This is a genomic window from Streptomyces sp. NBC_01485, from assembly GCF_036227125.1.
Taxonomy (GTDB): Bacteria; Actinomycetota; Actinomycetes; order Streptomycetales; family Streptomycetaceae; genus Streptomyces.
In genome coordinates this window covers 235,377-259,093 of record NZ_CP109435.1, presented here as the reverse complement: position 1 = coordinate 259,093, position 23,717 = coordinate 235,377, and the positions used below count along the sequence as shown (strand labels likewise).

General features: G+C 71.3%; 20 protein-coding genes and 1 pseudogene. 13 read left to right on the top strand and 8 right to left on the bottom strand.

Features of this window, described 5'->3' with window-relative positions:
• Positions 1-60 precede the first annotated feature (60 nt).
• A complete protein-coding gene (locus OG352_RS00995) occupies positions 61-393 on the top strand; it encodes a hypothetical protein (protein ID WP_329213285.1) in 333 nt (110 codons plus the stop codon).
• Between the two features lie 163 nt (positions 394-556).
• On the top strand, positions 557-1,402 hold the full coding sequence (locus OG352_RS00990; protein WP_329213283.1) for a chitosanase: 846 nt from the start codon (positions 557-559) through the stop codon (positions 1,400-1,402).
• A gap of 3 nt (positions 1,403-1,405) precedes the next feature.
• On the opposite strand, the gene OG352_RS00985 is transcribed toward OG352_RS00990, so the two are convergent.
• Together OG352_RS00985 and OG352_RS00980 are read right to left on the bottom strand one after the other, a co-directional pair.
• Complete coding sequence (locus OG352_RS00985) at positions 1,406-2,701, bottom strand: acyltransferase family protein (protein ID WP_443072125.1); 1,296 nt, start codon at positions 2,699-2,701, stop codon at positions 1,406-1,408.
• A 103-nt stretch (positions 2,702-2,804) separates the two neighbouring features.
• A pseudogene (locus OG352_RS00980) lies at positions 2,805-3,113 on the bottom strand (RNA polymerase sigma factor); the annotation flags it as partial.
• Positions 3,114-3,239: 126 nt separating this feature from the next.
• Between OG352_RS00980 and OG352_RS00975 the strand changes: the two are divergent.
• On the top strand, positions 3,240-3,776 hold the full coding sequence (locus OG352_RS00975) for a hypothetical protein (RefSeq protein ID WP_329213279.1): 537 nt from the start codon (positions 3,240-3,242) through the stop codon (positions 3,774-3,776).
• A gap of 56 nt (positions 3,777-3,832) precedes the next feature.
• On the top strand, positions 3,833-4,282 hold the full coding sequence (locus tag OG352_RS00970; protein ID WP_329213277.1) for an ATP-binding protein: 450 nt from the start codon (positions 3,833-3,835) through the stop codon (positions 4,280-4,282).
• Between the two features lie 119 nt (positions 4,283-4,401).
• Here the strand turns inward: OG352_RS00970 and OG352_RS00965 are convergent, their stop codons facing one another.
• Complete coding sequence (locus tag OG352_RS00965; RefSeq protein WP_329213275.1) at positions 4,402-5,757, bottom strand: alpha/beta fold hydrolase; 1,356 nt, start codon at positions 5,755-5,757, stop codon at positions 4,402-4,404.
• 386 nt (positions 5,758-6,143) lie between these two features.
• Here OG352_RS00965 and OG352_RS00960 point away from each other — a divergent pair, with 386 nt between their 5' ends.
• The 7 genes from OG352_RS00960 to OG352_RS00930 all read left to right on the top strand — a co-directional run bounded on the left by OG352_RS00960 (position 6,144) and on the right by OG352_RS00930 (position 15,123).
• Positions 6,144-6,809: a hypothetical protein gene (locus tag OG352_RS00960; RefSeq protein WP_329213273.1), complete on the top strand. Its 666-nt coding sequence runs from the start codon at positions 6,144-6,146 to the stop codon at positions 6,807-6,809.
• A 76-nt stretch (positions 6,810-6,885) separates the two neighbouring features.
• A complete protein-coding gene (locus OG352_RS00955; protein ID WP_329213271.1) occupies positions 6,886-7,875 on the top strand; it encodes an AraC family transcriptional regulator in 990 nt (329 codons plus the stop codon).
• 101 nt (positions 7,876-7,976) lie between these two features.
• A complete protein-coding gene (locus OG352_RS00950; protein ID WP_329213269.1) occupies positions 7,977-8,105 on the top strand; it encodes a hypothetical protein in 129 nt (42 codons plus the stop codon).
• Between the two features lie 169 nt (positions 8,106-8,274).
• Positions 8,275-9,759: an MFS transporter gene (locus OG352_RS00945; protein WP_329223644.1), complete on the top strand. Its 1,485-nt coding sequence runs from the start codon at positions 8,275-8,277 to the stop codon at positions 9,757-9,759.
• Positions 9,760-10,119: 360 nt separating this feature from the next.
• Complete coding sequence (locus OG352_RS00940; RefSeq protein ID WP_329213267.1) at positions 10,120-10,452, top strand: hypothetical protein; 333 nt, start codon at positions 10,120-10,122, stop codon at positions 10,450-10,452.
• 7 nt (positions 10,453-10,459) lie between these two features.
• On the top strand, positions 10,460-11,452 hold the full coding sequence (locus OG352_RS00935) for a hypothetical protein (RefSeq protein ID WP_329213265.1): 993 nt from the start codon (positions 10,460-10,462) through the stop codon (positions 11,450-11,452).
• Positions 11,453-11,499: 47 nt separating this feature from the next.
• A complete protein-coding gene (locus tag OG352_RS00930; RefSeq protein ID WP_329213263.1) occupies positions 11,500-15,123 on the top strand; it encodes a CHAT domain-containing tetratricopeptide repeat protein in 3,624 nt (1,207 codons plus the stop codon).
• Positions 15,124-15,145: 22 nt separating this feature from the next.
• Here OG352_RS00930 and OG352_RS00925 read toward each other — a convergent pair whose 3' ends face one another.
• The 5 genes from OG352_RS00925 to OG352_RS00905 form a co-directional block, all read right to left on the bottom strand.
• A complete protein-coding gene (locus tag OG352_RS00925; RefSeq protein WP_329213261.1) occupies positions 15,146-16,261 on the bottom strand; it encodes a tetratricopeptide repeat protein in 1,116 nt (371 codons plus the stop codon).
• A 151-nt stretch (positions 16,262-16,412) separates the two neighbouring features.
• The gene (locus OG352_RS00920; protein WP_329213259.1) at positions 16,413-17,228 is read right to left on the bottom strand and encodes a polysaccharide deacetylase family protein; all 816 of its coding nucleotides are present in this window, start codon (positions 17,226-17,228) and stop codon (positions 16,413-16,415) included.
• A 200-nt stretch (positions 17,229-17,428) separates the two neighbouring features.
• Complete coding sequence (locus OG352_RS00915) at positions 17,429-18,001, bottom strand: AMIN-like domain-containing (lipo)protein (protein WP_329213258.1); 573 nt, start codon at positions 17,999-18,001, stop codon at positions 17,429-17,431.
• 421 nt (positions 18,002-18,422) lie between these two features.
• Positions 18,423-19,133 carry a hypothetical protein gene (locus OG352_RS00910; RefSeq protein WP_329213256.1) on the bottom strand — a complete coding sequence of 237 codons (711 nt, stop codon included), beginning with the start codon at positions 19,131-19,133 and terminating at the stop codon, positions 18,423-18,425.
• A 33-nt stretch (positions 19,134-19,166) separates the two neighbouring features.
• Positions 19,167-19,712: a hypothetical protein gene (locus tag OG352_RS00905; protein ID WP_329213254.1), complete on the bottom strand. Its 546-nt coding sequence runs from the start codon at positions 19,710-19,712 to the stop codon at positions 19,167-19,169.
• Positions 19,713-20,736: 1,024 nt separating this feature from the next.
• On the opposite strand from OG352_RS00905, the gene OG352_RS00900 reads away from it, so the two are divergent.
• Positions 20,737-20,913 (top strand): hypothetical protein, encoded by a 177-nt coding sequence (locus OG352_RS00900; protein WP_329213253.1) that lies wholly within the window; start codon positions 20,737-20,739, stop codon positions 20,911-20,913.
• 426 nt (positions 20,914-21,339) lie between these two features.
• Positions 21,340-23,511, top strand: coding sequence for an NAD-dependent DNA ligase LigA (gene ligA / locus OG352_RS00895; protein WP_329213251.1), 2,172 nt, complete (start codon positions 21,340-21,342; stop codon positions 23,509-23,511).
• Positions 23,512-23,717 lie beyond the last annotated feature (206 nt).

The following is a 23,717-nucleotide window of genomic DNA, read 5'->3' as shown; positions in this document are numbered from 1 at the left end:
ATCGGCCGGACCGCAGGCGGAACGGTGGCTTCCGTCGCGGGCGGGTGATCAAATGTGCGAATGTCGACAGGATCTTCACCCGCCACTCGCCCGGCGACCACCGCACCGGCGGTCCGTCACGGCTGGCACAAGCTGCTCATCGGGCTCTTCCTGCTGGGGCGCGCGATCCGTGTCCCGGCCGCGATGGACGGCGCGTTGGGGGCGACCCCGTCGGGCTGGTGGAACGTGCTGTGGGAGGTGCTCGCCCTGGTGCTGGCCGCCTTCGCGGTGAGTGAGTGGGAGATGCTCAGGGCGGCGTCCTGGCGCATGCCCGTGTCGCAGTGGATCTGCATGGTCGTCTTCCACGTCGGCCTCATCGGACTCCTGATCTCCCTCATGATCCAACTGCTCTAGTCCAACTGCTCCAGCCTCAGGCCGTCGTGACGGCTGGTCAGTTTGTTCGATCGCACGAACATGGCTTCGATGGGTTACTTCTGTCGCCTCGCACTGATAGGAAACGTTCCTGTCAGTTGCAGTGTGGAGTCACCCCACCCCCCACTCCTCATCTGGAGCCACTGTGGTGCACATATCCCGGCCAGCCGACGGCCCCACCCCCACCTCCCGTCGCTTCTTCCTCGCCCTCACCGGCGCCCTGGCGGCCGCCCCGCTCCTCGCCGCCCACCCGGCGACCGCAGCGACCGCGGCCACCACCGCCACGGGCCTCGACGACCCGGCGAAGAAGGAGATCGCCATGAAGCTGGTGTCGAGCGCGGAGAACTCCTCGCTCGACTGGAAGGCCCAGTACCAGTACATCGAGGACATCGGCGACGGTCGCGGCTACACCGCCGGCATCATCGGCTTCTGCTCGGGCACCGGCGACATGCTCGACCTCGTCCAGCTCTACGCCGACCGCAAGCCCGGCAACGTCCTCGCCAGGTACCTGCCCGCCCTGCGCGCCGTCGACGGCACCGACGCGCACACGGGCCTCGACCCGAACTACCCCAAGGACTGGCGCAAGGCCGCCCAGGACACGGCGTTCCAGCAGGCCCAGAACGACGAACGCGACCGCGTCTACTTCAACCCGGCCGTCCGGCAGGGCAGGACCGACGGACTGCGCGTCCTGGGCCAGTTCGCCTACTACGACGCCATCGTCATGCACGGCGACGGCACCGACCCCACCAGCTTCCGCAACATCCGTAAGCGCGCGCTGGCCAAGGCCAAGCCGCCGGCCCGGGGCGGCGATGAGACGACGTACCTCAACGCCTTCCTCGACGCCCGCGTCTGGGCCATGAAGCAGGAGGAGGCGCACAGCGACACCAGTCGCGTCGACACCGCCCAGCGCGTCTTCCTGCGCAAGGGCAACCTCGACCTCGACCCGCCCCTCGACTGGAAGGTGTACGGAGACAGCTACCGCATCGGCTGAGCCCTACCTCTCCGTGCCCCCGGCCGACTTCGGCCGAACCCGGCGCGCCAGTCTGCGCCCCCAGGCCTGGCCCGGCACCTCGATGTAACGGTGGGTCAGGACGCACAGCGGCAGCAGCACGGCGAAGAACGCCACTTCGAGCCCGGGACTGTCTCGTCGCCACCGGCCGATCGTGCCGTCGGTCACCGCCAGCAGCACAGGATGCACCAGGTAGACCGAGTAACTGATCACCCCCAGTCCGATCAGCAGGCGCGGCACGCGCCGGTGGCGCGAGGCCAGTCCGGCACCGAAGGTGAGCACGGCCAGCAGGAACGCCAGGATCCAGCCGCGCCGGGTGAAGTGGGAGTCGTCGCCGTACCAGTACGCACTCCCCACGGCGCAGACGAGCACCACGGCCGCCGTGCGGACCGCGCACCACCGGCTGCTCTCGCCGTTCTCGGCCCGGTGGACGGCGGTGCCGAGGAACATCACGGAGAGGATCATTAGGCCCTCCCACATCGGGACCGTGCCGTTGAAAGCGACCAGGACCAGCGCCGACACCCCGCCCAGCACCCCGCCGGCCACGCGAAGCGCGGGCGACCCGGCACTCGCACAGCAGACGGCGAGCACCATGACGACCGAGACGACCGCGACCAGCCGGCCGGTGCCCACCGCACCGGAGAGCGCGGAGACCGGCAGCAGGCCCCCCACCACCGCGCTCGCGGCGGCGAGCACGGCCAGGGTGACGGCGACCGCCGCCGACCGATGCTGGAGCCGGACCGTGAAGAGAGCGACGACCATCAGGTAGAACGCCATCTCGTAGGAGAGCGTCCACAGGACGAGCAGAACGCTGGGTGTCCCCAACAGCTCTTGGAGCAGGGTGACATGGGCGACGGCCGAGGTGGCGGGGCTCTCCCGGCCGAGCCCTGCGCGCAGTTCGGCGACGCCCAGTAAGTCGAGGGCGAGGACCGCGGCGACGGCGACCGCCCACAACGGGTACATGCGGAAGACCCGTCCGATCCAGAACGTCCGGACGCAGCCCCGGCGTTCGAGCGAGGCGGGGATGATGTACCCGCTCACCAGGAAGAACACCATGATTCCGTACCGGCCGAGGTCGAACTGCGGCATCACCTCCTGCCGGAACTCCGGCATGAACGCGCGCGACGAGTGGTCCAGCACCACGACGAGTGCCGCGATGCCGCGCAACGAGTCGAGCCAGCCCAGTCGCGGGGGGCCGGTCGGCGCAGTCAAGATGGGTGATCGTGTAATCACGGAGAGCGATGACTCCGGGGGTGGGGGGACGAAGGGCGGGGTTTTCATACGGAGACCGAGTCCTGGGCGGTGCCGGAAGGCGTTCGTCGGGCCGGGACAGGCCCTACTCGTCCGGCAGGTCGACCTTCAGCGGAACGCAGGGTTCGGCGTCGCTCGTGCGGACGATGTCGTCGGCCTCGCGGGCGACCCGGCGGCGCTCCGACGACACCACGTTGCGTGCGATGCCGAAGAGCCGGGCCGTCTCGCTGCCGAGGTGCGGCCGGTAGGAGTCGGCCGAGTGCAGGACGGCGAGGAAGATCTCCGCCGTCAGATCGGCCGCGGTGTGCGGGTCGTCGACGCGCCGGGCCACGAAGCGCAGCACCGCGTCCACATGGCGCCGATAGAACTCCTCGAAGAGCTCCGGGTCGCGTACCGCCGCGCCGGGTCCACTCCGTAACCGTTCCGCGCCATCCACAGGCATCTCCTTCCACCGGGTTCTCCAGAGGCACTACACCTGTTCTTGGAAGGCGGCGCGAAAAGCGTTACACGACGGAAGACGACAGAAGGTGAGCCCCCAGCCGTGTTGGCCCTGTCAGGAATGGCGACTGTGTTCGCAAGCCCCATCTGGTGCATCGCGATGCTCGTCAAGCTCATCGCCGTGGCCCTGCCCGGGAGGCGGCCGGACTGGGCCGTGGACCTGCTGCGCTGGTCGGCCGGGATGGCGGCCGCGGCGGCCGTCGGCTGCTACCTGCTGAGCGCCGGAGCGGTGGCGCTCTCCGCGCACGAGTCCCAGTCCGGCGCCGACTCGGCTCCCGCGCCCGCCTGCCGAGGGGAGGAGGTCCCACGGGACACCGTCCGGCACCTCGTCACCCACCGGGCCTCCTACTTCCCGCCGGGCTTCGACTGCGTCCTCGACGACGGAACCACCTACGAGAGCAGCGGCGCCTACGACGTGACGAACATGCTGGTCGTCGTCTTCGCCGCCGCGGCCGGCACCCTCGCCGTATCGGCCGGGTTCGTGGCGGAGCGCCGGGCTCGGGCGCAGGCCGCGGCGGGCCCGGACGGCCGTCCGCACGCCGGCTCGGACAGCGACTCGGGCGATGGCCGGGACGGTGACCGGGTGAGTGGTGTGTCTGGGGCGTAGGGGGCGGGTTCGTGGGTAGCCGCGCGGATATGAACGGGGTAGCGAAGGCGGTCCGGATGGCACCTGTTCCGCCCGACCAGGGCTCTTCCGCACCTGACGGGATCCCTGCCGAGACGACGGTGGCACTGGACGGCAAGCACGGTTGCATCGCCCGGGCGCGGCAGCTCACGGGTGACTTCCTCACCCGCGTCCAGCGCCTGGACGGCGCGACCGTGTCGGCCCGGGCCATGGACCTGTCCCAGCTCGTGGTGAGCGAGCTGGTCACCAACGCGCTGAGATACGCGCCCGGGCCGGTCCTGCTGCAACTGCGCATCACCGGCTCGGCGGTGGAGATCGTCGTCTGGGACAGCGATCCGGTGCTGCCGTCGCCCCACGCGCCGGACCCGACGCGGGTGGGCCGGCACGGCCTGGAGATCGTGCGGGCCGTGGCCGAGGACTTCGACGTCATGCGGGAGCCGGTGGGCAAGCGGATCGTCGCCCGCCTGGGCCTGACCGACAGACCGTGAGCCGCCCCGCCCGGACCGACCTGGACTCGCCGCCGCAGAGGCTCGTCGTCCGGGTCGGCCCGTGAACCGTCACCGCCACCGCCTCGCCCGTAGGCCAGGTCAGGTCGGGCCAGGTCGGGTCAGGGCAGCAGGGGAAGGGCTGCGCAGTTGGACGTGGTGGGGCGGCCGTTGAGGCGGTCGGTCAGCCAGGAGATCGCGTCGGTCTGGTCGACGAGCAACGGCGTGAAGTGGTTGATCAGGGCCCGGCCGAGATCAGGCGCGATCACCGGCTTGTAGGTGACGTCGGCGCCCTTGGCGCACCAGGCCACGGCGAGCGCGCGCGCCTGCGCGTGCGGCACCAGGTCGTCGGCGGTGCCGGTCGCCACCCGCACCGGAGACGTCGGCTCGCGGGTGCCGATGCGCTGGTCGGCCAGGAACGCCTTGAGCGCCGGCTCCGACGCGACGACGTCGCTGATGGAACGCCCGTCCGTGGTCCAGGTGCTGCTGTGCACCGAGTTGTAGGCGAGGAGGGCGTCGCCCACGCACATCGTCGACAGATCCTTGAGCGCGGCGCGGCCGGCCGCGTTCAGGTGCGCCTCGGCGATCGGCGCGAGGGCGGGGTCGGACTCCAGGAACCCGTTCACCGACCAGCCCAGCGAACCGGCCAGGTCACTGCCGTCGATGGCCCTGGTGACGGCGGCCAGGTCGGCGGGCGGAGCCCCGCTGTAGGTCCCGGCGAGGGTGACGTCGGGGGCGTAGGAGGGCTGCAGTTCGGCGGCGGCAGCCGTCGCCCCGCCGCCCTGGCTGTAGCCGAACAGCGCCACCCGGGAGCCGGCCGTGAGCGACGTACCGTCGAGGGAACGGGCCGCGCGGACGGCGTCCAGGACGGCGTGGGCCTCGTCGACCCGGTTGACGTACGTGTGCAGCCGGTCCGTCGCGCCCAGCCCGGTGTAGTCCGTGACCACGACGGCGATGCCCCGGGCGAGGAGCCGGTAGATCGCCAGGTCCTCGTAACCGACCGACAGCGTCTGCCCGTTGACCAGCAGCGGGTGTTCGAGGCCGAGGGAGGCGGCGCACTGGTCGCCCTGGCCCATGGTGCCGGGCGCCACGGCGACCAGCGGCCGCGCGCCGCTGCCTCTCCAGCGGGCCGACGGCTCGAGGTAGGCGCCGGTGACCGCCATGGGCCGGCCGGCGGAGTCCGTGGACTTGTACATCAGGCGGGTCGCCGTACCGGGCAGCGGTCCGTCGACGCCCGGCAGGCTCAACGCGAGGGGGAGCGGCGCCGAGCGGACCAGGGCGCCGTCGGCCGCCGGGAGCGTGGCGGGCGGGTTGTAGAACGTGGGGATGGTGACGCCGCGCGAGACGACGGCGTCCGACTGCGGTGTCGCGTCGGCGGATACGGCGGATACGGCGGATGCGGCGGGAACGGCGGTGACGCCGAGACAGGCGGCAGCGGTGACGGCTGCTGCGGCCAGCAGGCGGGTGGGGGCGGGCATGGCGGACCTCCGGAAAGGGGGAGGCCGAGCCTTCGTCTGCGGCTCGGGTGGCGGACGGCCCGGTGGGGTACGGGCCGTGACGACCGAGCGGCACGAGGCCTCGGTCGCCCACCGCTGCCCCGCATCGCTCTTGGACGACTTCGATGCCTTTGATGACTTCGACGAGTTGGACGACTCAGACGAACTGTCAGGACCGTAGCGAGGGTTGGGTTACCTCGGGTAGCAGTCGGTAGGTTACGGTTCGGTAATGTGACTGCGCGGTAGCGTGTCCGAAGTCTTCGTCCTGCCGATCACTTTCAGTGCAACGAGCGCCCACGAGTGGCCCATTGGCGACAATCTCGGGCAAGACAAGACCGCGGGGCCGAGTATCGCTAGCGTCCCGAGCCATGAACACCGACCGCACGCGTGGCGCGCAACTCGGCGACCCCGCCCCACAGAACGACCCCACCGTGCCGCCCCCGCCGCCCCCGCCGGGCTCTCACCACTCCGCGACGCAGACGGCGAACGCGAGCGGCAACGCCACGGTCACGCAGAACAACACGCAGAAGAACACGCAGTTGAAGTTCTCGATCCCGGTCGTCGGGCCGCTGCTCAGCCTGGCGTACGCCCATCCGCTGATCGCCGGCCTCACCGCCGTCGCCGTCATCGGGGGAGGCGGCGCGGCGGTCACGGCGGCCCTGCCCGACTCGACGTCCTCGCCGTCGACCACGCTGGTCCGCGGCTTCGTCATGAAGACGGACAGTGCGAAAGCGCCCCCGGGGTACGACTTCACCCCCACCCCGCCCGTGGTCGCCGACGCCGGCACGGACGCCATCTACCTTCAGGGCACCTTCCTCTACTCCACCAACGGCAAGATGGCCGCCTGGAGTTCGTCCGCGGTCCCCACGGCGGAGGGCTGCCGGGAGGCCGTGACCGAGCACCCCGTACGTCAGACCACCGTCAGCGTCTCGTACGTGGTGTGCTACCTCGACCGCAACGGCGACCCCGGCTACATCTCCGTCACCGCGTCCGACAACGACTCCATCACCGTCGACACCGCCCACCTGAGCTGACCCGACCACTACCCCGACAACAACTGACCCGACCGCCGTCAACAGGCCCGTACACGCGGTGTGGTTGACTTCCCTCGTGTTGCACGAATCGGTCTTCCGCACCACGGACCTGCCGGTGGACGCCCGGTTCGAGGCGTGGGCGGAGCGCATGAGCGGCACGCACGCGCCCATGCGGCTCACCAGTGACCGCACCGCCGACTACCGCGGCCACCAACGCGTGATCGGGCTGGGCGACGTGACGGTGTGGCCGGCCACCTTCGACCAACTGGTCTTCCACCGCACGCCGAAACTCGTCCGCCAGTCCGATCCGGAGACCTACCACCTGTCCCTCCTGCTGAAGGGCGAGGGAGCGGCCGACTGGGGCAGGCAGCAGGCCGCCTACCGGATCAACGACTTCCACATCAACTCCTCCTCGCAGTCCTGGGAGGTGCACACCGGCTCCGATCCCGTCACCGTCGTCGGCATCGAGGTACCGCGTGCCCTGGTGGCCGTGCCCGGGAACCGGGCGGACCAGGTCCTGGGGAGCCTCATATCGGGCCGGGAAGGGATCGGCGCGCTGCTCGCGCAGTTCCTCCTCCAACTGGTCGCGGACACCTCCGCCCACCAGCCCGCGGACGCACCCCGGCTGGGCACGGTCGTCGCGGACCTGGTCACAGCCCTCTTCGCGCACGCCGTGGACGCGGGCCCCCAGGTCCCGCAGGAGACCCGCGGCCGCACACTCACCCTCCAGGTCAAGACGTTCATCCGCCGCCACCTCGGCGACCCGGACCTCACCCCCGCCGGGATCGCCGCCGCCCACCACATCTCCCGCAGCTACCTGTACCGCCTGTTCCAGGCCGAAGGCCTCGCCGTCGCCTCGTACATCCGCGACCAGCGACTGGAGCACGCCCGCCGCGACCTCGCCGACCCCCGGCTGCGCGCGCTGCCCATCCACGCAGTCGCCGCCCGCCGGGGCTTCCCCCGCGCCGCCGAGTTCACCCGCGCGTTCCGCACCGCCTACGGCCTCCCGCCCAGCGAGGTGCGCGAACAGTCGCTGACCGAGGGGCAGGGCGTACGGGGCGCGTAGCACGTCCGTCCTCCCGGCCGAGTCCGCTCGGCTGTGGACGCTCTGCCAAGCAGATGTGGACGCTCCGCTAACGACACCCCAGGAGTCCCTCCCGCATCCTGATGATCACCGCGGCTGACACCCGCGACGGCCGGGGCCGTGCCAGGACAACGGGGGAGTCCTGGCACGGCACGGGCGGACCCGTCGACGTACCCGACGACGCACACCGGCCGTGGATGATCGAGTGGTGACGGCCCGGCCCCGGGCGTACGGTCAAACGATGGACCAGACAGTGGATGCACTTGTCCACCGACCGCTCCTCAGGGCCCGCCTCCGCGCGGGCGGCACGTCATGAGCGGCGTTCCACAGCCGGCCTCGGCGACCCAGGCCACAGCCCGGCAGGATGGCGGCGGCAACGCGATGGCGCTGCTGGTCATCGCGTCGTGCCAGCTGATGGTCGTCCTGGACATCACCATCGTGAACATCGCGCTGCCGGACATCCAGCGCTCCCTGGACTTCTCCACCACGAGCCTGGCATGGGTGGTCAACGCCTACACCCTCACCTTCGGCGGCCTGCTGCTGCTCGGCGGCCGGACCGGCGACATTCTCGGCAGACGGCGCATGTTCGTCTTCGGCGTGCTGCTCTTCGTGGTCGCCTCCCTGCTCGGCGGACTCGCCCAGAACGAGGCCCAACTGCTCGCCGCACGCGCCCTTCAGGGCGTCGGCGGCGCCATCGCGTCCCCGACCGCGCTCTCCCTGGTCAGTACGACGTTCCGCGAAGGCCCCGACCGCAACCGGGCCTTCGGGGTCTTCGCCGCGGTCTCGGCGGGCGGCGGCGCGATCGGCCTGCTCGCGGGCGGAATCCTCGTCGAGTGGCTCAACTGGCGGTGGGTGCTCTTCGTCAACGTCCCCATCGGACTGCTCATCGCCCTCGCCACCCCTCGCTTCATCAAGGAATCCGAACGCCACCCCGGCCACTTCGACATCACCGGCGCGCTGACCTCCACCGTGGGCATGGTCCTTCTGGTGTACGGGTTCATCAGGGCCGCCCAGGAAGGGTGGCGGGACCCGTACACGCTGGCCTCGTTCGCCGCGGCCGTCGTCGTCCTCGCGCTGTTCGTCCTGGTCGAGCGGCGCTCCCGGCAGCCGATCACGCCGCTGCACATGTTCGCCGACCGTAACCGGGCGGGCACGTACGGGATCATGCTGTGCCTCGCCGCCGCGATCTTCGGCATGTTCTTCTTCCTCACGCTCTTCGTGCAGAACGTGCTCGACTTCAGTCCCCTCGCGGCCGGCTTCGCCTTTCTTCCGGTCAGCGCCGTCATCGCCGTCGGTGCCGGCCTGGCCTCACGGTTCCTTCCCACCTACGGCCCCAAGCCGTTCATGGTGGTGGGCGCGATCCTCGCGGCGGCCGGCCTGTCCTGGCTGACCCTGACCGACGTCAACTCCACGTACGCGGGCAGCGTCCTCGGCCCGATGCTCGTCTTCAGCCTCGGCATGGGCATGGAGTTCGTCTCCCTGACCCTGATGGCGCTCTCCAACGTGTCCCCGAAGGAGACCGGCGCGGCCTCCGGACTCCTCAACGCCACCCAGCAGGTGGGCGGTTCGCTCGGCCTGTCCATCCTGGTCACGATGTACGGCACGGCCAGCCGCAACGAGGCGAACAAACAGATCCCCGACTTCCTCGCCCAGGCGACCCCGGCCGAACGCCTGCACTTCCGACGCACCGGGCAGCTTCCCTCCCCCTGGTCCGACGAGATCCTCACCGCCGGCGTTTCGGCCGCCTTCGTCATGGCGGCGATCTTCACGGTCCTGGCCGCTCTGATCGCCGTCGTGGTGATCCAGGTCCGCCCCTCCGACCTGGAACGCCTCAAGGGCGGCACGGTCCCGGGCGGCGGGGCCTGAGGAACCTCCGTCCGGCACCGGGCGTTCTTCACGGAACCGGCAGGGCACAGTGCCGACTTGAGGATGCGCGAGAAGCAACGAGCGGGACGTGACGAGCGAGAAGTGGGACGGGGGACGGTCGATGGTCGAGCCGGCGCGTGCGGCGGGCGTCGAGTCAGGTGGGGGAGCCGTCGCCGCCCGCCTACAGCATCTGCTCCTGTGCCTGTGCTCGCGCGGTTCTCGTGCGCCGTTGGCTCGTGGGTAGAGTCTGGGCGTCATGTGGCCGCGCGGATGCGGTAGATGCGGGGGAGGGTGCAACGGGCTGTGCGTTATGCGATGTTGTTGGATCCGAGAGCGCAAGGTGATGGTGTCCCTTGCCTGTTGTTCCCCGCCGGTACCGAACTGAATGACGTCGCCGAGGCCTTGGGGCGGTTGCTGAGTGGTGAGGAGTGTCCGGAGCGGCTTCTGCTCGTCGCGGGGGACGAGCAGGTCGGTGCTACTTCGAGCGCGTATCTGCGTACCGTCCTGGGGATGCAGGCGCCCCGAGGCCCCGGCGACGAGGTGCGCGCCGCGGCTCCCGGGGAGTCGACGCGGTTCAGCGTCATCGCGTTCCGGTGTGCTGTGTGCGGGAGTCGCGCCTACACCGCGTTCTACGACGACCGGTACCGTCCGGTGTGCCAGAGCGGCGACCACGGACCGATGGAGCTGAGGTGAGCCCGGCGTGAGCCTCGGGCCCGTCGTCCCCAAGCCGCTCGACGGCTCGGTGAGGTTCTTCTCGGTGGCCTATCTGCCGACGTACGTGGCCACGGTGTTCGTTCTGCTCCTCGTCTGGGCGGGAGCACCCGGCGCCGACGTCTCCCTGCGGCGTGCCTGGCGGACGGCCACTGCTGTGGGCGCGGGGCAGGCGGTGTGGATCGTCGTCGGGACCACTGTCGTCGCGGTTGTCTTTCAGCCCTTCCAACTGGCCGTCATGCGGCTGCTGGAGGGCGGCTGGCCCGATGCGCTCGGTGCCGGACTCGGGCGGACACTGCAACGTCGGCGTAAGGCACGGCTGGCGGCGCGCACCGAGCTGGACGGGTCGGCGGGGTCGGCAGGGGCGACTGGGTCGGCGGAGGACCCTTCGCCCGCGCTCGTGCAGCGGGCCGGCGCCGCGGCGGCCGCGTTGCGGCGACGGTATCCGCTCCCGGACCACCTCGTCCGGCCGACGGCCCTGGGCAACGTGCTGGCGGCGCTGCGGGACACGGCCGGCCGGGACCACGGCTGGGACGCCGCGGTCGCCTGGCCCCGCCTGTACCCGGTGCTCGGAGACCGTGCGCGTGCCGTGGTCGACGACTGCCGCGACTCCCTCGACGCGGCGGCACGCCTGTGCGTCACCAACGCGGTGACCGCACTCGTCAGCACCGCGCTGCTGCTCCGCTCCGGCTGGTGGCTGCTGCTCGCCCTGGCCCCCGCCGCCGTCGCCGTACTCGCGTACCACGGAGCCGTACAGGCGGCGCTCACCTACGGCGACGCCGTCCGCGCCGCGTTCGAGCTGCACCGCTTCGACCTGCTGGCAGCCCTGCACCTGCCGCTGCCCGACAGCCTCCAGGAGGAACGGACACTGGCCCAGGCACTGTGCCTGCACTGGCGTCAGGGCCTGCCGCCCCCTTCCCGATACGCCCACCCGCTCGACCCGACCGACCCGCCCTACTCGCCGTCCACACCCGGGAGTTGAGAGCCGAGGTCTACGAACAGGGCGGTCGGCGACCGTATGGTGGTGGAATGGACAGTGGTGTTCCTCGCTCCAGGAGGTCGGCCGGGACGTCCGTCGACGAGCTGCACCGGCAGGGTTTACGGGAGTTGGAGCTCTACCACCGCACGGGGGACGTCGCCGCCCTGCGGCGGGCTCGCGACCTCGACCGTCGGGTCGTCGACGCCACCTCCGACGCCAGCCCCGGTCGGGACGTGCACCTGAGGAACCTCGCCAACGCCGAGGCCCAACTGTACGAGCACACCGGCGACTTGCCGACCCTCCAGCGCGCCATCCACTTCTACCGGCGCGCCCTCCACCTGGCCCCCGAAGGGCATCGGTACCGCGAGGCCTACCTCTACGGCCTGGGCCGCGCCCTGCGCCTGCTGCACCACCGGACCGGCGAACCCCACGCACTTGAGGAGGCCGCCGAACTCCTGCGCCGTTGCGTGGAGTTGCCGCCCGTGATGCCCGGCGAACGGGCCGCACAGCTCGGTGGTCTCGCCGAGGTCCTGGGGGAGTTGTACGACCTCGGCGGGGACGCTGAGCATCTGCGCCAGGCCGTCGCAGCCCAACGCCGCGCCCTGGCCGAAACACCCCGGGGGACCCCGGAGTGGGCGTCCCGACAGGTCAACCTGGCGTTCCTGCTGAGCAGTTGGTACGACCTGACGCAGGAGCGGGCCGCTCTGGACGACGCGGTGGGGGGCCTGCGCAGCTCGCGCGACGAGATGCTCAGGAACGGCGGTACGCAGCCGTGGCAGCTCGCCGTCAATCTCGCCGGTTGTCTGGCCGACAGGTTCCGGCTCGACGGCCGTCTCGGGGAACTGGACGAGGCCGTCGCGCTCCTGCGTCATCTCCTGGACACCGACCACTCCCTCGATACCCACGACCGCCTCCTCGTGACCATGCGGGCGGCGGACCTGTCCCTGCAACGGGCAGAAATCTGCGGTCAGTTGCGGTGGGCGGACTGGGCCCTGTGGGCCCTGCGGGAGTCCGTACGGACGATGCCGCACGACGACCTGAACCGCGGGGTGGCGCTGTTCGAGCTGGGCAAGACCCACGCGACCCGGTACCGCCTCAGCGACGATCCGGCCGACCTCGAGTCGGCCATCTCCTGGCTCCGCACCGCCCTCGACGTCTTCGGCTCCGACGAGGGTTCCGCGGAGAACGCCAGGGCCGCCGCCTCCGTCCTCGCCATGCAACTGGCCCACCGTCACGACCGGACCGGCTCCGCGGCCGACCTGGACCAGGCCATCGCACTCCAGCGGGACGCCGTCCGGCACGCCCCGCCGCACAGCCCCAACCTCGCGGCCCTGCACGGCTCCCTCGGGCAGAACCTGCTGCAACGGTTCCAGTCCCGCCACGACCTCGGCGACCTCGACCAGTGCGACGACCACCTCCACCGCGCCCTCGCCGCCCTCCCGCCGCACTCCTCCGACCGCCCCGCCCTGCTGTCCACCCTCGGCAGCGCCCAGCTCGCCCGCTACGAGCACACCGGCCACCGCCCCCACCTGCACGAGGCCGTCGAGACCCAGCGCGCCGCCCTCGCCGCCTGCCCGGCCGGCGAGGTCCAACGGCCCTTCCTGCTGGGCAATCTCGCGCTCCTGCTGCGACTGCGCCACGACGCCGTCGGCCTCGATGCCGGCGTCGGCATGGACACCGCGGACGTCGACGAGGCGGTGGGGCTGCTCCGCCAGGTACTGGCCCTGCGGCCGGGCAACTCCGGAGCCGCCCGGATCACCCTCCTCCAACTGGCCGAGGCCCTGCGCTCCCGTGCCGAAGCCCGGGGGGACGACGCCGATCTCACGGAATGCGTCGAGCTGCTGCGCACACTCGTCGACGGCTACCCGGCCGATCACCCGGCACAGATCTCCTCGCGCACCGCGCTCGCCGAGGCCCTGCACAAACTGTTCCTCGCCACGGACGACGAACGGCTCCTGACGGAGGCCCACGAGGTGGCACGGGGCTCGGTCGAGGTGCGGAGCGCGCCCGTCCAGGCGCGCCTGCGTGCCCGGGCCACCCTCGGGCAGGTGTGCGGCACGCGCCACGACTGGGAGGCGGCCCGCCACTGGCTCACGGAGGCGGTACGGCTCCTGCCGAGGCTGGCCGCCCGCGACCTGAACCGCGCGGACCAGCAGTACGTGCTGGCCCGCGAGCACGGCCTGGCCGCCGAGGCCGCCGCGTACGCGCTCCAGGCCGGCCGGCCCGAACAGGCCCTGGAGGTCCTGGAACACGGGCGCGGCGTGCTGCTCGGCCGCCTCCTGCGGTCCAGGGAGACCGACGTGGCCCGGCTGCGGGAGCGTGCGCCGGCGCTGGCCGACCGCTTCGTACGGCTGCGTGACGCGGAGGATCCGGCGCCGCCGCGCGCCGACACGTACTCCGCGGCGCGGGAACACCAGGTCGTCGAGCGGCTGCGGACCCGTGAGGCCGAGTGGGACGCACTCGTGACCGAGATCCGGTCCCTGCCCGGCCTGGCGGACTTCCTGCGCCCACCGCCCGCGACGGAGATCATCCGGCGGGCCGGGACGGGACCGGTCGTGGTGATCAACATCAGCATCCGCTGCGACGCGCTGATCGTGGCCGACGGAGCACTCGACGTCGTCCCCCTGGAGACCACCGCCGAGGAGGTCCAGCGCAGGGTCGCCGACTTCCTCGCCGCCGTCGCCGCGCCCGCGAGCGGCACGGAAGGCCTCGACCGGCGGCTGGCCCGCCAGGAGACGGTCGCGGACACGCTGGAGTGGCTGTGGGACACGATCACCGGACCGGTCCTGGAACGGCTCGCCCTCCCCGCACCGCCCGGGCCCGGCGGCACGCCACCACGCGTGTGGTGGTGCCCCCAGGGATCACTGGCCTTCCTGCCGCTGCACGCGGCCGGCTATCACGGCCCGCGAGCCGGCGCGGACGGCCGGCGGTGCGTTCTGGCGCGGGTGGCGTCCTCGTACACGTCCACCGTCGCCGCGCTCCATCACGCCCGGACGCGACGTACGGACACCCACGAGGGCGGTTCGGACCAGGTGATCGTCAGCATGTCGCGCACTCCGGGGGCGGGGAACCTCCCGCACGCGGACGCCGAAGTCCGGGCAGTGGGAAGGTACTTGACGGACCGTCACGAACCCGTCGTCCTCGTCAATGAGCAGGCGACCAGGGACGCCGTGCTGGAGGCGTTGCGGCACACGCGGTCCGTGCACTTCGCCTGCCATGCCGTGGCCGACACCCAGGACCCCTCGGAGTGCCGCATCCTGACCCACGACCACGCGACGCGTCCGCTCACCGTCACCGACGTCGCCGGGCTCCGGCTCGACGGCGCACACCTGGCCTACCTGTCGGCCTGCGCGACGTCCGCCACCCGGCACGAGTTGGCTGACGAGGCCATCCACATCACCGGCGCCTTCCAACTGGCCGGTTTCCGGCACGTGGTGGGCACGCTGTGGCCGGTCGGCGACGAACTGGCACCGGAGATGGCCACGGCCTTCTACGCGGCCCTCGCCGGACGGGCGCCGACGCACACCGGGCCGTCCGGGACGGATCCCCGGGTGCGGGACGACCAAGTGGACGACCAGGTCGCGTTCGCCCTGCACGCCACGGTGGCCGAACTGCACACCCGGTACGCCTGGTTCCCCTCGCTGTGGGCCTCGCACGTCCACGTCGGCGTCTGACCGGCCCCCACCGCGAAGCCGTTCAGCCGCCGCCCTCGACGACCATCCGCAGGTTCGCCCGCGCCTCGGCGGTGCGCGGGTCGCCCGGCCCGAACCGGCGCTCGTACGCGGCGACCACTCGCCGGCACAGCGCCTCCGCCTCCGCCCGGTTGCCGCGCCGGTGCATCATCGCGGCCAGGTTGCGCATGGCGGAGACCGTCCGGGGGTGGTCCGCACCGAACAGCCGGGAGTACCCCTCCAGCACCGTGCGCATCAGCGCCTCGGCCTCGCCCACTTTGCCCGCGCCGTGCAGCACCGACGCCAGGTTGCTCTGCGCCGACAGTGTGTCCACGTGGCCCGCGCCCGCGTTCCGTACACGGACGTCGACCACCGCCTGGTAGTGCCGCTCCGCCTCGGCCCACCGGTGCTGATGGGCGAGGACGGCGGCCTGGTTGGCGCGCGCGTCCAGGCTCAGCGGGTCGGCCGGGCCGAACAGCCGTCCGGCGTCGTCCGCCACCTGCCGGTACAGCCACTCGGCGTCCTCCAGCCGACCCTGCGCACGCAGGGCTCCCGCCAGGTCGTTGCGACTGCCGAGGGTGTCCCGGTGACCCTGGCCCAGGACCCGCTCGCGGGCCGCCAGCACCTGCCGGACCAGCCCCTCCGCCTCGGCGGCCCGCTTCTGCCCAAGCATGATCCGAGCGAGCCGGGCAAGGCTCGTCAGGGCCTCCGGATGAACCTCACCGGACGCGCGGACGTGTTCCGCCCACACCATCCGCGTCAACTGCTCCGCCTCGGCCAGCGCGCCCAACTCCTCCAGCACCCGCGCCAGGAACGACGTGGCCGCCAGCGTGTCGGGGTGCCCCTGGCCGAGTACCGCCCGGCGGCCGGCGACCACATAGCGGAACAGTTCGACCGCCTCGTCCGCCGAACCCTGCCGCCACAGCACCTCGGCCAACTCGTATGCCGCGGTGAGCGTGTCGGGGTGCGTCTCGCCCTTCTCCTCGTACGCGGCACTCATCGTCCAACGCGCCTTGGCCTCCGGCGTCATCGTGAGCTTGATGTTCACGACCGGGACGCCGTCGGCACCGTCCCGCGTCGTGACGCTGTACGAGACGCCCTCGGCCAACTCGCCGGTCGAGGCGCCCTCCGACGACTCCACGTCCCCAGGCTGCTGCCGCGCCTTCCGCCGACGCCCCCACCCTCGCCGTTCGCCACTCATCGGACGCCCCTCCCCCTGGTGCGATGCCCGACCCGCCTTCCCATGGTTGCGCAACGGGCGTGCGGTGGTCCAGGAGGTTCACATCATCTGCTCAACGCACCGGAAAGCCGAAGGAGTACCCCTGCTGCTTCAGCCACGGCAGGATCTCGCGCAGGGCGGTGACGGTCTGGGAGCGGTCCCCGCCGGCGTCGTGGAAGAGGATCGTCGGGCCGTTGGAGACCTCGCTCTTGACGGTGGCGACGATCGCGGCGGCGCCGGGGCGCTCGAAGTCCTTGGTGTCGACGTTCCAGCCCAGCGGCCGCATCCCGTGCGATGCGGCGAGGGTACGGCTGTAGGGGGTGAAGGCACCGCCGGGGGCCCGGTAGTACACGGGCCGTACGCCCCCGGAGGCCTCGGTGATCATGCGCTCGGCGTCCAGGATCTGCTGCGACTGGTAGGCCTCGGACTTGGTGTCCATCGTGGTGTCGTGCGACACCGTGTGGTCGCACAGCCGGTGACCGTCCGCGACGACCGCCTTGACCATGTCCGGGTGCGCCTGGGCCTGCGTGCCCACCATGCAGAAGGTCGCCTTCACCCCGTTCTCCCGCAGCACTTGAAGCACCTGCGGGGTCCAGCCCGGGTCCGGCCCGTCGTCGATGGTGATGTTGACGCCCCGGGGGCCGGCCTCCGACGCGTGCGCGATGTCCACCGACACCCGCGCCCGCTTGGCGGCGGAACCCGGAGCCGCGGAACCCGGTGCGGAGGAACCCGGTCCGGAGGGGCCCGCCGAGACGCCCGCCTCCGCCTTGCCCCCGCCGACGGGGCCGGCCTGCGCCGTCCACACCGAGGTGACCGCAGCCACCGCCGTCACCCCGACCGCCGCCGCGAAGACCCGGCCGTGCCATCCCCGCCCGCCATGCCGCGCCATGTCTGCCCTGTCCTCGTCCTGTTGGTGAATCCCCTGCAGAAGACAGGACGATGAAAGGGCGTCATGGGATCCCTCTGTTACGGATCACGGACATTTCCGCGGGAGTTCCGGGACGGACGCGCGGCGGCCGGTGTCGGCTCGACGAGTCAAGGCGAGCACGGGCGCGGGTGCGCCGCGCATCCGAGAGAGGCCCGTGGATGTCACCAGGTGTGTGCGACGTCCACCACGAGGTGGTCGGCCAGGCGCTGCACCTGGAAGGGCAGACGTGCGCGCACGCCGAGCCCGAACTGCGTGACACCCTCGAAGCTCCCGGCGTACCGGGTGTCCTGGAAGGTGCGGTACCCGGTGAGGTTCACGCCCGGCAGCGGTTGCGCGACCCGTCCGGGGTAGGTGGGGGTGCCGGTCTCGGGGTCGTAGGAGGGCGCGTTCACCCGCACCTCCAGGATGGCGCCGCCGCCGACGTGGATGGGGCGGCCGGAGCCGTCCTGGTAGAGCTCGTCGACGTACCCGACCGAGAAGCCGAGTTCGCCGCTGCCCGCACCGGGGACGTCGATGACGAACCGGTCGTAGCAGTCGTGACGGCCGGTCCTGACGTTCGTCAGCGGTGTCGACGTGCCGGCGAAGTACGTCTTGTCCAGGCTGCCCCAGCCGGTGGCACAGGCGGCAGCGGTGCGGGTCGCGGTGACCGGCGCGGCGTTGGCCGGGACCGCGGCCGCACCCAACGTGGCGGTCAGGAGCGCGGCGGTGGCCCAGATGGTCCTGCTTCGTACCATGATCTCCCCCGAAGGACAGGTGTGTCGGATATCAACTGAGACAAACTGATTGGCCCAAAGGTTGCACCGTTTTCACGCCTCAGTGTGGCGCGATCGGGCACAAGCCAAGCCCGACCGGGGGGAGGGTAGCCCGAATTCCTCACTGTCCTGCGGCAGTTGACCGAGACCGGTGCGCCGACGGCGAGTTGACCGGGTGGGACGCCGTCCGGAACGCTGATCCGGGACGACGGGACGGGGGCCCGGCGGTATCACCTGGCAGGGCAGCCCGACTTGGTGTGATCGGCAGCCTGTCCCGAGTGCCGGCAGATCGTCGACGCGCTCGTCGGCCGCTGGGATGTGTTGGAACGGAACCCGCCCGGCAAGACCGTACTGGCCGAGATCGATCTGCCGCGCCGGCTGTCCCTGACGCGGCGCTGTCGTCTCAGGGTCCCGGATAGGGGCCGTCGATGTGCTGGGGCCGATGGAGAACCTGGGTCGGCTGCACGGATGACGGCGGGACTGGCGGTGGTGGAGGTGGCGGTGGTGGAGGTGGCGGGAGCTGGTCCCGTAGCAGGGGCAGCGGGGTGTGCAGGTGCCAGATGCCGGGAAGGTCGAGTCGGCCCTGCCGCTCCGCCAGCAGGATCTGCTGGACGCTGAGACGTGCCTCCAGCACACACTGCCCACTGCGTACGGCGACCATGTGCGCGTCGCGTACGACGGCGACGAGTCCGCTGATCCGGAAGAGAAGCTCGAGCCAGACGTCGAGGGTGCCGACCTTGGTGCCGTCCAGGAAGACGTCGATGTAGGGGCGGTGGTTGGACGTGATCTCGTGGCTCGCCAGCGCGACCACCTCCTCGCTGCCCGGGGTGGCCCGCGTGCGCTGCGCGGCCTCGGTAAGGGCGGCGTGTCTGCGCCAGCCACCGGCCGCCACGTCGAAGACGTCGAGGGAGAGGAAGGAGTCGATGGAGCCCGCCAGTTCGTGTTCGACGGCCTGATCGGCCGCAGGCGTCAAGGGGCGCGTACCGCGGAGGAGACCGCTGGCCGCGCCGCCGCCGTGCAGCGGGCGGGTGAGGGCGTCGGCCGTGTCGGGGCACTCCGGGCCGAGCAGGAAGGCACGGACTGTGAACGGTTCGGCCGGAGCGGTCATGGTCATGGCTTCACCTCGACAGAGGTCTTGAGCAGGTCTTCAGTGGAAGTGCTGGTCGCCCGGGTCCGGGTGGGGTTCGAGCCGTACGGTGCGGTTCGCCGAACTGCCGTCACGACGCTCGCGCAGCTCGACCGTTCCGGACCCGGAGCGCAGTGCCGTGTTGATGTGGTCGCGGACCCAGCGCGGTCCGCGTTGTTGGTGGTTCACCAGGGAGAACAGGAGGGCCAGGAGCAGCAAGGCCCCGCACACGGAAGGCCCGACCACCCATCCGATGGGGATCCCCGTATCCCCACCGCCGCCATCGGTCGTACCGATACCGGTTCCGTTCGTCTCTCCGTCGGTTCCGCCGTTCTCCGTTCCGCCGTTGTTCGAGTCACCGGTGGTGGTGCCGTTCGATTCCGTTTCCGTCACCGTGAAATCGGCGTCGGCGTAGTACGTGTCGGCGTACTGCGTGCAGGCGGCCCGTACGGTGTGCGTTGTCACGGACGAACCCTCCGGCACGTCGAAGTCGCCTTCGAAGTCTCCGTCGGCCGAGACCCCGGCCCCGGTAATGAGCGCGTTGCCGCCGTCCCACGACACACTCACCTCTGAGCATGTGAATCCCGAACCTGTGACCGTGACGGATGTCCCCGAAGAGCCACTGGTGGGATCCAGCACGATGTCGGGATCCCAGTCATGGGTCGGTGTGACCGTGAACGTCGCGCTGCCGTACTTCCCGTTGCTGCAGAACGCCCCGACGGGGTGAGAGCCGACGTCGGCGTCGTCCGGGACATTGAAGGTGTCTCCGGGGCCGAGGAGCTTCCCGTCCCAGTAGATGCCGGTAATGACGCCGGCCCGGACTCCCGCCGCTGTCCAAGCCGCTGGTGGCTTGAACTCACCGTCGTCGTCCGTTGGGGAGGGGGAGGGGGAGGGGGAGGGGGAGGGGGAAGGGCCGTCAGGCGAATCGTCAGGATCGGGGCTGGGCCTGGTGCAGCTGTCGAAAGCTATGTAGACGGGAGTTCCCGGCGGCCCCTCGGACGGGCTGAGGGTGATCGGCTCCTGCTTCGCCACCGCGGCCGGCGCCCAGAACGCCGTCGGGGCCCACCCGATCGCGATGCTCACCAGCACGGTGGTCAGGCATTGCCAGAAAAATCGCGCAGCGGATGTCATGAGCCGAAGCAAGCTGGAGCGAAGAAGGAGAAGGAATGAGCGGGGCGACATGGCGCCCGGGAAATCCGGGCCTCAGGCATCGCCTCTTTGCCTCTTTCATTCTCCGTCGTCTCGCCGTTTTTCGCGCGTCGTGACGTGCGCGACCCACACCACGGAGGTCCCCAGGAGGAAATGGTCAAGCGGAGACGGTCACGACGTGACCGTCAGCAGGTCGCGTTGGTCCGCCGGGAGTTCCACCTTGCTGGCGTAGAGGAGCGCGTGGCCCGGGTCGAAGACCCCAAGACGCTCGGGGCGGACCGCCACCCGTGACGGAGCCGCAACGACGCCTCACCCACCATCACGCACCAACTCGTTACATCCGTCGGCCGTACGCAGCGGTGTCCGCGCCCGCCTCGGCGGATGGGATCCTCTGCAACTGACGGTCGGCAGGGATGAGTTGGAGGGGGCACGACCAGCCGCGGTGGTCCGGGAACTGGGCACGCTGACGCCCGAGCAGCGTGCCGTGTGCGCCGAGGACGTGGCGGCCCTTCGTGAAGCGATGCGGGAGAGCTGGCACGGGAGGACCACGGAGGAGGTCACCGCGCGCTGTGCCGCGGATCTGGGGTGCCAGGTCACCCCGGAGGCCGCGGCGACCTGAGGATCGACCCCGACGCGGCGATGGACGCCCTGCTGGTGCTCGCCGCACGGGGCCAGTTGGACGGGCGGACTGCTCGGACGACAGATCGAGGTGCTGACGCGCGCCCAGTGGCTGGAGGCGAACCGCGTGCACGACGCACTGCGCATCGCGGCCGATACGGGCGCCCATGCCACCGTGTGGTCCGTCCTTTCGGCCGCCCTCCCCGGCATCCTGCGCGACACACCGCTCCGGGGCGCGGGCGCGCTCCTCTCCTCGCCGTCACCTGCGCCTCGGGCTGCGGCACCAAGGGCGAGATCCCCGAGGTGGTGGCGGTCGCCGAGCGCACCGGATCGAGCCGGCTGGTGAAGAACGCCGGACTGCTGCGCGACGTGCTGCGCCGACGCCGTCCGCAGGGCGTTGTCAGTGGTGGGAGGCAGGATGTGACGCATGACGACAACCGGTGCAGTGATTGTTGATGCCGTCGCCTACGCGCAGGCGATCGAGGACGCGGTGAAGGCGTCGGCCGCCTACTACGCGGCGGGCACGTCGGTGCTGGACGACGACGCGTACGACCGTCTGGTGCGCGCCATCGCGACGTGGGAGGCCGAGCACCCGGAGCAGGTGCTGACAGGTTCCCCGACGGGCAAGGTGGCCGGTGGCGCGGTCCAGGGCGACGTCCCGCACACGGTGGCGATGCTGAGCCTCGACAACGTGTTCTCGCCGGAGGAGTTCACCGCGTGGTCCGCGTCGCTCGCCCGGCGCATCGGTCACGACGTCACCCGGTTCAGCGTGGAGCCGAAGCTCGACGGTCTGGCGGTCGCGGCCCGCTACACCCGCGGCCGTCTGACGCGGCTGATCACGCGGGGCGACGGGACGGCCGGGGAGGACGTCTCGCACGCCATCGGCACCATCGAGGGCCTGCCCGACGAACTGGCGGAACCGGTCACCGTGGAGGTGCGCGGCGAAGTCCTCATGACGACCGCCCAGTTCGAGCACGCCAACGAGGTCCGCACCGCGCACGGCGGCGCGCCGTTCGCGAACCCGCGCAACGCGGCGGCGGGCACCCTGCGGGCCAGGGAGCGCGCCTACACGGTACCGATGACGTTCTTCGCCTACGGCCTGCTGCCCCTCACCGATACCGACACCGGCACGAACACCGACACCAATACCGATCCCAATACCAATACCAATACCAATACCAATACCAATACCGATTTGGTCCGGGGCGAGGAGCTGGGGGAGTGCGCGCACAGCGACCTCATGGCGCGGGCCGTGGCGTACGGGGTGAACACCACCGCCACCACCGCTGCGCCCGGCAGCACCGCCGACACCGTGGAAAGGGTTTTGGACCGCGTGGCCGAGATCGCCGCACTGCGCGCCTCGCTGCCGTTCGGGATCGACGGGATCGTCATCAAGGCCGACCTGGCGGCGGACCAGCGGGCCGCGGGCTCGGGTTCGCGGGCCCCGCGCTGGGCGATCGCCTTCAAGCTGCGGGCCGTGGAGAAGATCACCCGGCTGCTGGCGGTGGAGTGGAACGTGGGCCGCACCGGCATCATCGCTCCCCGGGCCGTCCTGGAGCCGGTGGAGATCGACGGCTCCACCATCACCTACGCCACCCTCCACAACCCGGCCGACATCACCCGCCGCGACCTGCGCCTCGGCGACCCGGTCATGGTCCACCGGGCCGGCGACGTCATCCCCCGCGTCGAAGCCCCCGTCGCCCACCTGCGCACCGGCGAGGAACAGCCCATCGTCTTCCCCGAGGCGTGCCCGCGGTGCGGGTCGGGCATCGACACCAGCGAGCAGCGCTGGCGCTGCACCAACGGCCGCAACTGCCACCTCGTCGCCTCCCTCTCCTACGCCGCCGGACGCGACCAGCTCGACATCGAAGGCCTCGGTCACACCCGCGTCGTCCAACTGGTCGACGCAGGCCTCGTCACGGACCTCGCCGACCTGTTCGCCCTCACCCGCGACCAGCTCCTGGGGCTCGAGCGGATGGGGGAGACCAGCACCGACAACCTCCTCGCCGCGCTCGCCACGGCCAAGGCACAGCCGCTGTCGAGGGTGCTGTGCGCGCTCGGCGTCCGCGGCACCGGCCGCTCCATGTCCCGCCGCATCGCCCGCTACTTCGCCACCATGGACAACCTCCGCGCCGCCGACGCCGAGACGATCCAGCAGGTCGAGGGCATCGGCGTCGAGAAGGCCCCGTCCATCGTCGCCGAACTCGCCGAACTCGCCCCGCTCATCGACAGACTCGCCGCGGCCGGCGTGAACATGACCGAGCCCGGCGCCACCCCGCCCGCGCCGAAGGCCGGCCCCGCAGACCCCGCCGACGGCGGGGAGGTCACGGATGCGGCGGCCGGGCCGCTGGCCGGCATGGCGGTGGTGGTCACCGGCGCGATGACCGGACCGCTGGAGAGACTCAGCCGCAACCAGATGAACGAGCTCGTCGAACGGGCCGGTGGCCGCGCCTCCTCCAGCGTCTCCAAGAAGACCACCCTGGTCGTCGCCGGAGAGGGCGCCGGCTCCAAGCGAGCCAAGGCCGAGACCCTCGGCATCCGCCTCACCACCCCCGACGAGTTCGCCGCCCTCGTCGCCGACCACCTCGACGCCGGATGAGACGGTCGGCTGCCAGCTCGTCCCGGTCGGGCGGTACGACGAGGTCGGCGGCCGCCGCCGACCTCACGCCCGCAAGCTAACAGCGCCCCGCCCCCGACCGCGACGCCGAAGGCATTGCGACTGCGAAGGCATTGCGACGCCGAGGCACCGCGCAGCCGGCCGGGGTGGTCCCCCGGCCGGCGTGCGGGCGGTTCAGTGCGCGGTCG